This is a genomic window from Pseudomonas resinovorans NBRC 106553, assembly GCF_000412695.1.
Taxonomy (GTDB): domain Bacteria; phylum Pseudomonadota; class Gammaproteobacteria; order Pseudomonadales; family Pseudomonadaceae; genus Metapseudomonas; species Metapseudomonas resinovorans_A.
The window spans coordinates 5907269-5921940 of sequence record NC_021499.1 but is presented as its reverse complement, the minus strand read 5'-3'; the positions used below and the strand labels follow the sequence as shown (position 1 = coordinate 5921940).

Here is a 14672-nt window from a genome sequence, read left to right as displayed (position 1 = left end):
GGTGTCGAAAGACAATATTATTAAATCCTGGAGAAGGGAGACAAAAGACAGAAAAAGTTGCTATGTTTATTAGTTGGTGCTAGGAGGGTAAATATCTCAATTTCCTCGGGTCGGAAAGTGGGTGTATTTATTTTTCTCTACTCTAGTTTACTGTCTGAGCGCGTAAGCCTGCAGGGTAAAGGGGGCGGGGTAAAGGGGACAGATTTATTTTCCCTGCTCTAGCTTATTTTCTGGGCACGTGATGCCGAGGTGCAGTGCCTGATCTGGACAGATCACCATGGAGGACGCAGTCATGCCCAGGGGCGGGTGCGTGTTATTGCTGAACTATCCGCGTCACATCGGCCGAAAAGGGGATGGATCTATTTTTATGCTCTAAAGCTGATTTCGGCGGAAGGATTAGAGTTCCTAAAATAAATCTGTCCACTTTTCTGGTCGCTCACATAAGCATTTGAGTACGAGCAGAGAAGCCCAACGAACCGATGCCAGCTGTCCTGGCATCGGTTTTTGTGCCTTTTCTGTACTGATTGAGGGCATGAGTTGTCCGATCAGCCCTGCTGAACCAGGGGACAGAACAGAAAAGCGCCGCGATCCCGGCAACGGAATCGCGGCGTCATTCTTAAATGAACAGCATTACGCCAGTGGGCGGGCTTGCTCATTAAACAGGCTATGGCCGGGTTGGCTCCGGCTTGTTAGAAGTTACCTTAGGAGTCTTTTGCAAGGGACCAGCCTTTACCAGCTTTCTCGCCAGTTAAATGTTTAGTCATGCAGTTTATTACTTGCGCTTTGCGTTTTTTTGCAAAAACTTCTGGGCTAATTGGCTGGCCGTAGATTTTGGCAAGCTTCTCGCTGTTTTTAATGTCTGATTCATACTGGAGTTGAGCCATGTTGTGGCACTCCGTTATGTCATGTTGGAATTTTACGGGGTTCTGGGCTGTGCCTGCAACAGCGACAAAACGCACATCTTCATAGCTAAAATCGCCGGAGATGGGTGTCTGCTGTGGCGTTGTGCATCCAGAAATGAGTAGTGTGATTACTGGGGCTGCATAAAATTTCATAAAAACTCCTAACGTCTGAGCTCAGGTCTGTCGACCCTGCAGCTAATTGTTAGACGCCGTCGCCGGACAAGCTATAGGCTTCATCACCGCAAGAAAATAAGACTTTTTCGAAATTGCTTCTGCGATTTCTTTTACAGAGATTGTTGCTATCTATATGGAGGAAAAGGGGATGGATCTAGTTTTCTTGCTCGATTTTCGAGAAAGGACGATGCATTCATTCTTCATGCTATAAGTCTGACTGTTTTGGCGGGATTGGATTTTCGTGGATAGAGCTTCCTTGGTTGATTTTAATTCCATTTAAGTAATGCTGAAATCCTACGCCTGTTTAGGACCAATCCTAAGGGGCTTGTAGATATCCACATTGCTCCCTTCGTGCACAATCCACCGACTTTCCTGGCTCGTCGAGTCATCTTCAGTATCTGCTCTGGATATTGAGGATATATTGTCTTGTCGAGTTCATGGAATCGGAAGGAAATACAAGAACGAGAGGATAGTGCGGATGCCCCCGAAAGTAGTTTCACTCATGGCCAGTTCGGCCGTTCTTTTCATTCTGGCGGGATGCGCCACCGAAACGTCGAGATCACTGCCGATCAAGCAGGTCGAGAGTGCCACTCGACCTTACTCCGGAGTACGTACGCCTATCTCTGTAGGCAAGTTCGACAATCGTTCGAGCTATATGCGCGGGATATTCTCCGACGGTGTGGATCGCCTGGGTGGGCAGGCGAAGACCATCCTGATCACACATCTGCAGCAATCCAGCCGCTTCAATGTCCTGGACCGAGACAACCTCGCGGAAAGCCGGCTCGAAGCGTCGATCACGGGTGAGGCCCAGCGATTGAAGGGGGCTCGTTACGTGGTGACCGGGGATGTGACCGAGTTCGGCCGCAAGGAAGTCGGTGACCGCCAGCTGTTCGGCATTCTCGGGCGCGGCAAGTCCCAGGTGGCGTATGCCAAGGTCGACCTGAACATCGTCGATGTGTCCACGTCGGAAGTCGTCTATTCCACGCAGGGTGCTGGCGAGTACTCGTTGTCGAACCGCGAGGTCATCGGGTTCGGCGGCACGGCCAGTTACGACTCCACCCTGAACGGGAAGGTGCTGGATCTGGCCATCCGTGAAGCCGTCGAGGCGTTGGCGAAGGCATTGGACAATAGTGGCAGCTGGGCAACAGTGGCTCACCAGACAGGGGAGGTCCTGTGATGCGCATGGAATCAAGGACCCCGCTGTTTCCGCTGATGCTGCTGGCGGTCTGCGCGGGCCTCGCCGGCTGCGCCGGACCGCAGCCGCTGTACCAGTGGGAGGGCTACCAAACCCAGGTTCGCGAGTACTTCAAGGGAGAACCTCGGGAGGCCCAGGTCGAAGCACTTGAGCAGGGGCTGCAGAAGATCAGGGCCAAGGGCGGCGCTGTGCCGCCGGGCTATCACGCCCAGTTGGGCTTGCTCTATAGCGGCATGGGTCGTGATGACCAGATGGTGCAACAGTTCGAGACGGAAAAGGCACTCTTTCCCGAGTCCACCGCCTATATGGACTTCCTGCTGGACAACGCCGGGCAAGGAGGCAAGCCATGAAGTTCCGTCTACTGAAAGGCGTGGCCTGCGTGGCCCTCGCCGTGATGTTCGCAGGCTGTGCCGAGGTCAGGACTATCGACTACTCGGCCTTCAAGGAAAGCCGGCCGCGCTCGGTGGTGGTATTGCCACCGCTGAACGAGTCGCCGGATGTACAGGCGACGTACGGGCTGCTCTCCCAGGTCACGGTGCCGCTGGCGGAGGCGGGCTACTACGTGCTACCGGTGGCGCTGGTGGATGAGACCTTCCGGCAGAACGGCCTGACGGCGTCTGGGGATATCCATCAGGTGGAGCCTGCGAAGCTGAGGGAAATCTTCGGTGCGGATGCCGCACTGTATCTATCGGTCAAGGAGTACGGCACCAGTTACAAGCTGATCGCCAGCGAGACGGCGGTAACAGTCGGCGCCAGGTTGGTCGACACCAAGACCGGAGTCGCACTCTGGACGGGCAGCGCACGGGCTTCCAGCGAAGAGAACAACCAGAACAGCGGTGGTCTGGTGGGCATGCTGGTGGCGGCTGCGGTCAAGCAGATCATCAGCAGCGTACAGGAGGACGCGGCATACCCGATCGCAGGTCTGGCGGCCGGGCGTTTGCTGCTTCCCCGGCAACCTGCAGGCATCCTGCATGGGCCTAGATCGCCCAAGTACATGACCGACTAGGCATCGTGGCGCTATTTAGCAAGCCCCCGCCGAATCACTCCGGCGGGGGCCTTTTTATGGGAGGTGCTTTAGCCTGCCGCATCCAGCAACCGCAGAACCGCCTTCTCCCCACTGTCCAGCGCGCCTTCCACAAAGCCTCTGTAGCTGGCTGCGTACTCGGCGCCGGCGAAGGCGATGCCTTTGCCCCAGCTGGCCAGGTATTCGCAGGCGTCGCTCATGCCGCCGGCGCGGATATGGGAGTTGTAGGCGCCGGCGCACCAGCGGTGGTCGACCCAGTTGCCTTCGTGCACCGAGCGTACCTGGTAGACCTGCTCGCCGAAGGCTTTCGCCATCAGGTCCAGCAGGGCCTGGCGGCGCCAGCCGGCGGACTGCCCGGCCCATTGCCGGGCCAGTGGGCCGCCGAGAAAGGCCACCAGGCGCGGGTGACTGCCGTCGTCGAGGCTGCCGTCCACCAGGTTCAGGCCGGCGGGTTCCAGGTATTCCACCTGGCCGCTGAGGCCGGTGTAGCGCCAGAAGGGGGTGTCGAAGGTGAGGATGAACTTGATCAGTTCACCGCCGACGAAACTGTCCAGGGCGGCCGTCAGGTGCGAGTCGACGTCGTCCAGGTCGAGCTGGATATGCCGGACCACCGGCGGCGGCACCGCGATCACCAGGTGGGCGGCCGACCATTCGCCGGCGTCGGTGCGGGCGATGATGCGCTCGCCATGCCGGCTGATGGCGTGGACCGGCGTCTGCAGCAGCGGCGCTTGGCGCAAGCTGCTGGCCAGTTGCTCGATGATGCCGCTGAAGCCACGGCGGAACTGGAATTCGATATCGCTGCGCTGGGAGCGGAAGGTCTGGGTTTCGAGGATGGCGCCCAGCCCGTCCAGGGCCTCGGCCGGGTGGCCGAACATCTCGCAGATGGTGCTGCGGATCAGTTGCGCCTCCTGCTGGTCCAGGTTCAGCCAGTCCAGCACCTCGCTGAGTGTGGGCGCAGATGTGGCGGCTTGTGCCCGCGCCACCAGTTCCGGGGTCAGCAGCATGTCCATCCAGCCTTCGCTGTTACGCGCAAGGTCACGGTAGACACGGTCATCGGCCAGTACCGTCTTCACCGCGCCGGTGCCGGCGACCGGGGCGAGGTGCAGGCCGGCATCCCGGGCGATGCGCAGTACCCGGCTCATGTCGCCGTTGACCAGTTGGCCTCCCAGGTCCACCCACATGGCGTCCGCGTCGGAACGGATCGACCAGAGTCGTCCGCCCAGGCGCTCCTGGGCTTCCAGCACTTGGCAGCTGAGGCCCCGACGCTCGGCTGTCAGCGCCGCCGACAAGCCGGCCGCGCCGCCCCCCACCACCAGCAGGTCCACCTGCTTGTTCTCCACCACCATCACGTTGCCCTCCGGCGTTCTGGTTGACATGGACTGAGTCTGGAAGGGGCGCCCGGCTTGTCAAATGGGGCTAGCGCCACCTCCGGCGCTAGCCCAGCTCGATGTACATCTTCAGCACGATGGGCGCGAACATGGAGGCCGTGCCCAGGCCGGTCAGCCACACCCCCCAGTCCTTCTCGCGGTTGCTGAAGCCTATGCCCAGCAGCAGGAAACCCGTCACCAGCAGCACGATCATGAGGTGGACATTGTCCATGGCTTGCTCCTTTGCCTCGTTGGTCTGCTTCGAGACTAGACGCTGGGGCGGCCTCCGGCCCTGACCTGGGACAGTTCGCTGTGTGCCGACTGCTGGGCAATGGGGCTGGCGATCCTGTAGGCAAAACCCCTCTAGATCGCAGGTTGTAGGATGACTCCGACTCATTTGACGAACTTTTCACACTTTCGCAGTCATATTCCCAGCGGTTCGATCAGATCGACTGGTCAGGGCTCGTCTAGGGCGGATGTCTATGAAGTTCAATGTGCACAAGGCTGAGGCGCGGTCATTCGACTGGGCCGGGCTGGGCTGGCTCTTCCTCTACTTCTGGTATTTCTCGGGCGTTACCCACGTGCTGATCCAGCTCGCGGGTGCCAGCGGCTTCGCCGGTTTCCGACAGGCGTTCCTGCTCAGCGGCCTGTGGCTGATCCCGGTCCTGCTGTTCCCGGGGCGCACCCGCGCCATCGCCGCAGGCCTCGGCGCGCTGCTCTGGGTGGCCTCGCTGCCGGCCTTCGGTTACTTCCTGGTGTACGGCCAGGAGTTCTCCCAGAGCGTCATCTTCATCATGTTCGAATCCAACGTGGCGGAGGGGGCGGAGTACATGGCCCAGTACTTCGCCTGGTGGATGGTGCCGGCCTTCCTCGGCTACGCCGCCGGTGCCGTGCTCCTGTGGACGCGTCTGCGCCCGGTTCACCTGCCACGCCGCACGGCGCTGGTCGCGAGCGTGGGGCTGCTGGCGGGGCTGGTGGGCTACCCGGCGGTCAAGCAGAGCGTGGTGGAACCGACTTTCGAGTCGGCGCTCAACAATTTCGAGAAGCGCATGGAGCCGGCGGTACCCTGGCAGCTCGTCGTGGGCTTCCGGCAGTACAGCCAGCAGCTCGAGGAAATGAACCAGTTGCTGGCGGACAACGCGCGCATCGCACCGCTGGCCAACCTCAAGGATGCCAATGCCGACTTGCCGGCCACCCTGGTGCTGGTGCTGGGCGAGTCCACCAACCGCCAGCGCATGAGCCTCTACGGCTACCCGCGCCAGACCACGCCCAACCTGGACCGCATCCGCGACCAGCTGGATGTCTTCGACAACGTCATTACCCCGCGCCCCTACACCATCGAGGCGCTGCAGCAGGTCCTGACCTTCGCCGACGAGAACAACCCCGACTACTACCTGAGCCAGCCGTCGCTACTGAACATGATGAAGCAGGCCGGCTACAAGACCTTCTGGATCACCAACCAGCAGACCCTGACCAAGCGCAACACCATGCTCACCACCTTCTCCCAGCAGGCGGACGAGCAGTTCTACCTGAACAACAACCGCAACCAGAACGCGCGCCAGTACGACGACGATGTGCTGCCGCCCTTCGAGAAGGTGCTGGCCGACCCGGCGCCACGCAAGCTCATCGTGGTGCACCTGCTGGGCACCCACATGAGCTACAGCCGCCGATATCCCTCGAGCTACGAGCGCTTCACCGACCGCCAGGGCGTGCCGGCCAACGTCACCGACGACCAGTTGCCCACCTACAACAGCTACGACAATGCCGTGCTGTTCAACGACCATGTGGTGTCCAGCCTGATCCAGCGCTTCTCCGACAGCCGCGCCAATGGCTTCCTGCTCTACCTGTCCGACCATGGCGAGGCGGTGTTCGACCCGGAGCACCCCAACGTGCTGGGCCGCAACGAGGCGGCCCCCACCGCGCCGATGTACACCATCCCCTTCATGCTCTGGCGCTCGCCACAATGGCGCGCCACTCATCCGCAGGCACTCGACGCCAGCCTCGGCCGGCCCTACAGCAGTGCCAACTTCATCCACACCTGGGCGGACCTGGCCGGGCTGAGCTTCGATGAGTTCGACCCCAGCCGCAGCGTGGTCAACGCGAGCTTCCGGCAACGTCCGCTGTTGATCGGCGACCCCTACCAGCCCAAGGCGCTGATCGATTTCAGCCTGATCAAGCCCAAGTCCCAGGGCCAGGGTAGCGAGCTGGAAGTGGTCAGCGACGAGCGCAAGGGCCAGGGCAGGAAAGCACCGCCGGGTTGACCGGCGGGGCGTTTTTGTCTGTAGTTCGGCTGCGCCGGACTGCGGCGCCCCGTCTCTCCCCTCTGCAAGGACACACCATGGCCGGAGCCAGCCTGCTCACCCTGCTCGACGACATCGCCACCGTGCTCGATGACGTCTCGGTAATGACCAAAGTCGCCGCGAAGAAAACCGCCGGCGTGTTGGGCGACGACCTGGCGCTCAATGCCCAGCAGGTCAGCGGCGTGCGCGCCGAGCGCGAACTGCCGGTGGTCTGGGCGGTCGCCAAGGGTTCCCTGGTGAACAAGGCCATCCTGGTGCCGGCGGCCCTGCTGATCAGCGCCTTCGCGCCCTGGGCGGTGATCCCGCTGCTGATGCTCGGTGGCGCCTTCCTCTGTTTCGAGGGCTTCGAGAAGCTGGCGCACAAGTGGCTGCACAGCGCGGAGGAGGAGGCCCAGGCCCACGCGGCGCGGGTCGAGGCGGTGGCCGACCCCGAGGTGGATCTGGTGGCCATGGAGAAGGGCAAGATCAAGGGCGCGATCCGTACCGACTTCATCCTCTCCGCCGAAATCATCGTGATCACCCTGGGCACGGTCTCCGCCGCGTCCTTCGGTACCCAGGTGTCGGTGCTGGTGGGCATCGCGCTGATCATGACGGTGGGCGTCTACGGGCTGGTGGCCGGCATCGTCAAGCTGGATGACCTCGGCTTCTACCTGGTGCGCCAGGACAGCAAGGCGGCCCAGGCGTTTGGCCGCGGCATCCTCGCCGCCGCGCCCTGGATGATGAAGAGCCTGGCGGTAATCGGCACGGCCGCCATGTTCCTGGTGGGCGGCAGCATCATCCTCCACGGCATTCCGGCGGCGCATCACCTGCTCGAGCCGCTCCTGGCCGCTGCCGGCGGCTTCTCCTGGTTGGTGCAGATCCTCGCCGACGGCGTGGTCGGCGTGCTTACCGGCGCCCTGGTGCTGGCCGGCGTGAGCCTGGTGAAAAAGGTGATAGGTGCCGTGAAAGGCTGATAGCCGGCACAACTCGTAGGATGGGTTGAGGAACGAAACCCATCGGCAGTCCGCATGGGTATCGCTGCGCTCGCGGAGCGCCGCCCGACCCACCCTACGGTGCACCCTGCGACGCGACCTGCGGGCGTGGGCTAGGCTGAAAATCCATACCCAGGGTTTGCCAGCATGCTCGACATCCCCCCTGTGGACGACTTCTGGCGGGATGCCACGCAGGACAAATCGGAAGAGCCGGACCTCTGTGCGGCGCTGGAGGCCCGCGCGCGCAGCGGCGCTCCGATGCAGGGCTTCTGCCTGAAGAAGTGCCGGTTGGCGGGCCTGGACCTGGTGCACCGTGGCAGCCACGTCGGCTACGACCTTTCCGGAAGCGACCTGTACCGCGCCGACCTGCGCGGCGCCCACCTGTTCGCCATCAACCTGCGCGGCGCCTCCTTGATGAAGGCCGACCTGCGTGACGCCAACCTGCACTGCGCGGACCTGCGCGACGCCAACCTGCTCGGCGTGAAGCTGGACGGCGCGCGCCTGGACAACGTGCTCTGGGACGAACGGGTGCTGCAGGAGCGCGAGGCCCGCGAGGCGCGCAGGAGCGGGCAACGGGCACAGATGCAGGATCTGTTGCAGCAGGCCGAGGAGGTCTATCGCAACCTGCGCATCCAGTTGGAGAAGGCCGGGTTGTTCGAGGAGGCGGGGCGCTTCTTCTACCGGGAGATGATGATGCGTCGGCTGCAGATGCCGCGCTGGTCCGGCCAGCGCCTGTTTTCCTGGCTGGTGGACCTGTTCTGCGGCTATGGCGAGCAGCCCCTGCGGGTGGTGCTGTTCTCCCTGGGCTTCGTCCTGTTCTGCGCGCTGCTCTACTTCATGGTGGGCATCCACCACGGCGACGTGCGGCTGGCCTTCGGCCTGGACCAGGACCTGCTGACCAACCTCGAGGAGCTGGGCGCCTGTATGTACTTCAGCGTGGTGACCTTCACCACCCTCGGCTACGGCGATATCGCGCCGCTGGGCCTGTCGCGGCCGTTGGCTGCCTTCGAGGCCTTCGTCGGCAGCTTCACCATGGCGCTGTTCGTGGTGGTGTTCGTGAAGAAGATGACCCGGTAATCACTCTTTGGGCTTGAACGCGCAGTAACCGGGGCGCGGACCGATGCGCGGGTGATTGCGGCAGGTTTCCGGGCGCTTGTCGTAGACGGTGCACAGCCGGGTCTTGCGATCCAGGAAGTAGCAGTCGTTGTTGCCCATGCGGGTGAGGGTGAAGATCCCCGATTTCTGGTTGAAGCGCTCGACCACACCGTCCTTCATCAGCCTTTTCGCGATGTTCTTCGGCGGCTCGCCACGTTCAAATTCGGCCACCAGCTCCAGGCGGATCAGGTCGCTTAGCCGCGTTTCGACTGGCATGGTGCAGCAGCTGGAAACGCAGGCGTGGCACATGGTCTTTTCGTACTTGATCCAGGTATCCGTCCGGTCGAGGTCGGCACCAACGATCATCATGGTCTTCATGGTCGGCGAGCAGGCTTGGGTAGGGGGCGGGCATCATAGCGATGTCGGTGAAAAAGTGAACAGTTTCCCGTCGGGGAATGCGAATTTTCCTTTTGTCTCGACAGACTTGTTCTTGATGTCGTGCGCGATTTAGGAATCCTCCTGTGTCCGTGATCGGGGGCCTGGCGTCACTATTGGGCCGGAGCCATACCTGCTGTAGCTTCTGGCTGATCGGGCGGCGATGGATGCGGCCCAGTCGCTCAATCATTCGAGAAATCACTGCATGCAATGGATCTTCATGCTGGTTGGCCTGGCCTTTGGCGCCGGGATTGATGAAAGCTTCAGCGGCGCCCTGATCGGCGGCCTGATGGGCCTGGGGCTCGGGCAGGCCATTCGCCTCCAGGGGCTGGGCCGGGAAAACGCCGAACTGCGCAAGGCGCTCGACGGTTTCGCCGCTCGCTTCGACAAGGGCACCCAGGCCATCCACGAGCGCCTGCTCAAAGTGGAGCAGGGCAAGGCGCAGCCGGCCAAGGCGGAGCCACCGGCGCCACCGCCGGTTGTCGAGCCCGCCGCGCCACTGGCCGAAGCCGCGCGCGAAGCGGAGCCCACGGACGACGACGGACTGATCTGGGAGCTACCGGCCGAAGTGCAGGAACCCCCCATTGCCGCCGCCGTCCAGCCCAGGCCTATCCCAGCAGCTGCTGCCGCCGATGACTGGACCCGCGAAGCCCTTCCCGAGTCGCCGCGCCGCGCACCGCCGCCCCCGGCAAAACCCCGCGAGCCTTCCCTGTTCGAGCGCGGCTTCGCTGCCGCCCGCAACTGGCTGTTCGGCGGCAATACGGTGCTGCGCATAGGCGTGGTGCTGTTGTTCCTCGGCCTGGCCTTCCTGTTGCGCTACGCCACCGAAGGCATGGTGGTGCCGGTGGAAGTGCGTTACGCCGGGGTGGGCATGGCGGCCATCGCCCTGCTTTGCCTCGGCTGGTGGCTGCGCCAGCGTAATCCGAACTACGGGTTGATGCTCCAGGGCGCCGGCATCGCCGTGCTCTACCTGACGGTGTTCGCCGCCATGCGCCTGCATCCGTTGCTGGACCCGAAGCTGGCCTTCGGCCTGCTGGTGGCGGTGACCCTGTTCTCCGCCATCCTCGCCGTGGCCCAGGACGCCCTGGGCCTAGCCGCCGCCGCGGCGCTGGGCGGCTTCGCCGCGCCCATCCTCACTTCCAGCGGCAGCGGCGACCATGTGGCGCTGTTCAGCTATTTCGCGCTGCTCAACGCCGGCATCTTCGCCATCGCCTGGTTCAAGGCCTGGCGCCTGCTCAACCTGATCGGCTTCGTCGGCACCTTCGGCATCGGCTTCGCCTGGGGCCTGCGCTCGTACCAGCCGGAGCTCTTCGCCAGCACCCAGCCCTTCCTGGTGCTGTTCTTCCTGATGTACGTCGGTATCGGGCTGTTGTTCGCCCGGCGCAAGTTGAGTGATGCGGCGGACGCCCCCGTGGAGCGCGAAGAACTGCTGCGCTGGTCCGCTCGCCAGGGCGACACGGTGGACGGCACCGTGCTGTTCGGCCCGCCGATCATCGGCTTCGGCCTGCAGCTGGCGTTGGTCCGCCACATCGAATTCGGCGCGGCCTTCAGCGCCCTGGCCCTGGGGCTGTTCTACATCCTGCTGGCGCGGATTCTCGCCGGCCGCACCGCCGGCCGCGCCTTGCTGCTGGTGGAAACCTGCCTGGCCCTGGGCGTGGTGTTCGGCAGCCTGGCGATTCCCCTCGGCCTGGATGCCCGCTGGACGTCCGCCGCCTGGGCGGTGGAGGGTGCCGGCCTCTACTGGCTCGGCCTGCGCCAGGGCCGGCCGTTGGCGAGGGCCTTCGCGCTGCTGCTGCAGTTCGGTGCGGCGCTGGCCTTCCTCGGTGGGCTGCGCGCAGGTGACGCCAGCCTGCTGGACGGCTCGCCCCTCGGCGCCCTGATGCTGGGCGCGGCGCTGCTGTTCGTGTTCCGGCAACTACGCCGGGCACCCACGGACGCCGCTACCGATCTGGAGCGACGCTGCCTGCCGGTGCTGGCCGTCGTCGGCCTGGCGTTCCTCTACCTGATGGCGCCACTGATCTTCGCCGCCGAAGGCACGGCCATCGCCTGGGCCCTGGCGGGGCTGGCGACGCTCCTCGTCGGGCTGCGACTGGGTTCGCGCACCTTCCTGTTCAGCGCCTTCGCCGTGCAGTTGCTCGGTGGTGCGATCTTCCTGCTCGACCTGGATGGCTCGGGCCTGGGCAGCGAGGCGTTGCCGGGCTGGCGGGGGCTGATGGTGGCCTCGCTGATCGGCCTGGCGCTGATCGCCGGGATGGTGCTGGCCGCCCGCCACCCGCTGGCGCGCGGCGACGCACGGCTGCTGCGGGGCCTGTCGCTGGTGCTGCTGGTGGGCCTGGCCTTCGTCAACCTGGCGGTGCTGTTCGTCCTGCCCTGGCGCACCGCCGCTGCGGTCTGGGCCGGCAGCGGGCTGCTGATCCTCTGGCTCAGCCTGCGCCTGCAACAGCGCGCGAGCTTCTACTTCGGCCTGTTCCTGCAGGTGCTGGCGGGGTTCAGCTTCCTCGCGGTGAGCCCGCTGTTGCTCGGCCAACTGAGTGGCATCGGTCTGCGCCCGCTGGCCCACGCCGGTTTCTGGACGCCGACGGTGCTGGCCCTGGCGGCACTCATCGGTGCCTGGCGCCTGCAGCGTGGGGCGCGCGCCGAGGCGGCCATGGGTGCGCTCAGCCTCGACCATCTGGCCCAGTTGCTGCTGGCCTGGGGCGCGGGTTGGTGGGCCCTGGCCTGGCTGACGGAAATCGGCCGCTTCGCCGCCCCGGAGTTGCGGGTACCGCTGGCGCTGTTGCTGGCCGCCGCCAGTGTGGCATTCGGCACCTGGCTGGCCGGGCGCGAACGCTGGCGTGCCCTGGCGCTGCTCTGCCTGTCGCTGGCGCCGATCGGGCTGGCGGCGCTGGCGGTGGCCTGGGAGCCGCAGTATCACCCGGCGGCGCATTTCGGCTGGGTTGCCTGGGGCGCGCTGTTCGCCGTGCACCTGTTGGCCCTGCGCAGGCTCGACGGGCTGTTGCCCGCCGGTGCGCGCAGCGCCGTCCACGTGCTGGGCTGCTGGTTGCTGCTGGGCGTGCTGGCGCTGGAGTTGCGTTATCTGCTGATGCTGCTGTCCGAGCACTACAACGCCTGGCGCTGGCTGGGTTGGGCATTGCTGCCAAGCGCCTGGCTGCTGCTGATGGCGCGGAGCTCGCGCCTGCCCTGGCCGGTGGCCGCCTACCCACGGGAATACCGCCTGTGGGCCTCGCTGCCGCTGGCGCTGTCGATGCTCGCCTGGTTCTGGATCGCCAACGCCTGGAGCGACGGCGCCGCCGACCCGCTGCCCTACCTGCCGCTGCTCAACCCCCTGGAACTGGGCCTGCTGTTCGCCCTGCTCGGCGTGTGCCTCTGGCTGCGCGATTGCCTGCCGCAGTCCGGCCTGCCCGCGCAACCGGCCTGGCTGCCCCAGGGCGTGGCGGGGGTCTCGCTGTTCGCCCTGGCGACCGCTGCGGTGTTCCGCTGCGCCCACCACTGGGGCGGGGTGCCCTATGCGCTGGAGCCGCAGCTCGACTCCATGCTGGTGCAGGCGGGGCTGTCCATCGTCTGGACGAGCATCGCCCTCGGCCTGATGGTCGGCGGCCACCTGCGGGCCCGGCGCGAGCTGTGGCTGGTGGGCGCGGCGCTGATCGCGCTGGTGGTGGCCAAGCTGTTCTTCGTCGAGCTGGGCAATCGCGGTGGCCTGGAACGTATCGTGTCTTTCATCGGCGTCGGCGTCCTGCTGCTGGTCGTCGGCTACTTCGCGCCCCTGCCGCCCAGGCGCGCCGAACCTGAACAGGAGCGGGTCAACGCATGATCCTTTCGTCTTTCCTGCCGCAATCCGGCCTGGCCCTGCTGGCTGGCCTGGGGCTGTTCTGCCAGCCGGTGCTCGCCGCCGAGCAGGTGGAGGATTTCTCCACCCATGTCGAGCTGCGCCTGGACGGCGAGGGACCCTGGTACCGCATGGACCTGCCCATGTCCCTGCACTTCGCCGCGCGCCATGCCGACCTGCGTGACCTGCGAGTGTTCAACGCCGAAGGCGAGGCCCTGGCCTATGCCCTGACCCGTAGCAGCGCCAGCGAACACCGCGCCCGCCATGAGCACGCGCTGCGGGTGTTCCCGCTGCGCGGCGCGATCGACGCCGCTGCCAGCCTGCCCAGCGTGCGGGTGGAGCGCAGCACCACGGGCACGGTGGTGCAGGTGGTACCGGACGGCCCGGCCGCGGCGGGGGAGACAGTGCGGGGCTGGCTGCTGGACACCAGCGCCGTGCAGGCGCCCCTGGAGCAACTGAGCCTGGACTGGCACAGCGATGCCGAGGGCTTCCAGCGCTTTTCCATCGAGGCCAGCGACGATCTGCAGCACTGGACCTCCTGGGGCGAGGGTCAGGTGGCCCGGCTGTCCTTTGCGGACCAGCGCATCGACCAACGGGAAGTGACCCTCCCCGGGCAGTCCGCGCGCTACCTGCGGCTGCTCTGGCTGAGCCCGCAGCAGGCGCCGGAGCTGACCGCCGCGAAGGTCGTCAGCGCCAGTCGTGAAAGCCAGCCGGCGGCCATGGCCTGGTCCGCGCCGCTGGAGCCGGTCAGCCAGAAGGACGGCCAGTATGTCTGGGACCTGCCCCTGGGCTTGCCCATCGAGCGCCTGCGTATCGCTGTGGAGCGCTCTGGGAGCCTGCTCCCGGTGCAGGTGGAAGCCCGTCGGGACGGCGCTCCGCAATGGCAGCCCCTGGCCTCCGGCCTGCTCTACCGGTTGCCCCAGGACGGCAAGGAAGTGGCCCGCGAAGAGCTGGACCTGCCCGGCTGGATGGCGGCCAAGCAACTGCGCCTGACCGTGGACCAGCGCGCGGGCGGCTTCGGCCAGCAGGTTCCGCGCCTGGAGGTGGGCATGCACGCCACCCAACTGGTGTTCCTCGCCCGTGGCACTCCACCCTTCACCCTGGCCCTGGGCAGCCTGGACGCCCCTCGGGTGGAGATGCCCCTGGGCACCCTGGTACCCGGTTTCGACGGCGCCAGCCTGGAGAAGATGGGAGTGGCGCATGGCTTGGCCATTCCGCCGCAGGTCGGTCTGCACCAGGCGGAGCGGCTGAGCGCCGGGCAGGTGGTGTGGAAGCGCATCGGGCTCTGGGCGGTGCTGCTGCTGGGCGTCGGCTTGCTGGGTGGCATGGCCTTCAGCCTTCTCCGGCGGCCGCCTGCGCAATCCTGAGGGCGAGTACAAGTCC

At 65.0% G+C, this 14672-nt stretch carries 12 protein-coding genes; 8 read left to right on the top strand and 4 right to left on the bottom strand.

All coding sequences use genetic code 11. The features are described 5' to 3' along the window. Positions 1 to 701 precede the first annotated feature (701 nt). A complete protein-coding gene (locus tag PCA10_RS30525) occupies positions 702 to 1055 on the bottom strand; it encodes a hypothetical protein (RefSeq protein WP_016495188.1) in 354 nt (117 codons plus the stop codon). A gap of 499 nt (positions 1056 to 1554) precedes the next feature. Here PCA10_RS30525 and PCA10_RS26580 point away from each other — a divergent pair, with 499 nt between their 5' ends. From PCA10_RS26580 to PCA10_RS26570, 3 genes are read left to right on the top strand one after another with little or no spacing between them, the layout of a single operon-like run. Further along, a complete protein-coding gene (locus tag PCA10_RS26580; RefSeq protein WP_016495187.1) occupies positions 1555 to 2253 on the top strand; it encodes a CsgG/HfaB family protein in 699 nt (232 codons plus the stop codon). Continuing rightward, on the top strand, positions 2253 to 2621 hold the full coding sequence (locus tag PCA10_RS26575; RefSeq protein WP_016495186.1) for a DUF4810 domain-containing protein: 369 nt from the start codon (positions 2253 to 2255) through the stop codon (positions 2619 to 2621). Before PCA10_RS26580 ends, PCA10_RS26575 begins: the two co-directional genes overlap by 1 nt. Further along, positions 2618 to 3277 carry a DUF799 domain-containing protein gene (locus tag PCA10_RS26570; RefSeq protein WP_016495185.1) on the top strand — a complete coding sequence of 220 codons (660 nt, stop codon included), beginning with the start codon at positions 2618 to 2620 and terminating at the stop codon, positions 3275 to 3277. Before PCA10_RS26575 ends, PCA10_RS26570 begins: the two co-directional genes overlap by 4 nt. A 68-nt stretch (positions 3278 to 3345) precedes the next feature. Here the strand turns inward: PCA10_RS26570 and PCA10_RS26565 are convergent, their stop codons facing one another. Then, entirely contained in the window at positions 3346 to 4671 is a 1326-nt protein-coding gene (locus PCA10_RS26565) for a flavin monoamine oxidase family protein (RefSeq protein ID WP_081664015.1), read from the bottom strand. Between the two features lie 58 nt (positions 4672 to 4729). Beyond that, complete coding sequence (locus tag PCA10_RS30765; RefSeq protein WP_016495183.1) at positions 4730 to 4894, bottom strand: hypothetical protein; 165 nt, start codon at positions 4892 to 4894, stop codon at positions 4730 to 4732. Between the two features lie 244 nt (positions 4895 to 5138). Between PCA10_RS30765 and cptA the strand changes: the two genes are divergently transcribed. The 3 genes from cptA (at position 5139) to PCA10_RS26550 (ending at position 9010) form a co-directional block, all read left to right on the top strand. Continuing rightward, positions 5139 to 6923: a phosphoethanolamine transferase CptA gene (gene cptA / locus PCA10_RS26560; RefSeq protein ID WP_041770461.1), complete on the top strand. Its 1785-nt coding sequence runs from the start codon at positions 5139 to 5141 to the stop codon at positions 6921 to 6923. A 77-nt stretch (positions 6924 to 7000) separates the two neighbouring features. Continuing rightward, a complete protein-coding gene (locus tag PCA10_RS26555) occupies positions 7001 to 7915 on the top strand; it encodes a DUF808 domain-containing protein (RefSeq protein WP_016495181.1) in 915 nt (304 codons plus the stop codon). Positions 7916 to 8080: 165 nt separating this feature from the next. After that, positions 8081 to 9010, top strand: coding sequence for a pentapeptide repeat-containing protein (locus PCA10_RS26550; protein WP_016495180.1), 930 nt, complete (start codon positions 8081 to 8083; stop codon positions 9008 to 9010). Here the strand turns inward: PCA10_RS26550 and PCA10_RS26545 are convergent, their stop codons facing one another. Further along, on the bottom strand, positions 9011 to 9406 hold the full coding sequence (locus tag PCA10_RS26545) for a YkgJ family cysteine cluster protein (RefSeq protein WP_041770460.1): 396 nt from the start codon (positions 9404 to 9406) through the stop codon (positions 9011 to 9013). 262 nt (positions 9407 to 9668) lie between these two features. On the opposite strand from PCA10_RS26545, the gene PCA10_RS26540 reads away from it, so the two are divergent. Both PCA10_RS26540 and PCA10_RS26535 read left to right on the top strand, forming a co-directional pair. Continuing rightward, positions 9669 to 13274: a DUF2339 domain-containing protein gene (locus tag PCA10_RS26540; RefSeq protein ID WP_016495178.1), complete on the top strand. Its 3606-nt coding sequence runs from the start codon at positions 9669 to 9671 to the stop codon at positions 13272 to 13274. Then, entirely contained in the window at positions 13271 to 14656 is a 1386-nt protein-coding gene (locus PCA10_RS26535; RefSeq protein ID WP_016495177.1) for a DUF3999 domain-containing protein, read from the top strand. The genes PCA10_RS26540 and PCA10_RS26535 overlap by 4 nt, the downstream gene beginning before the upstream one ends. Positions 14657 to 14672: the final 16 nt, after the last annotated feature.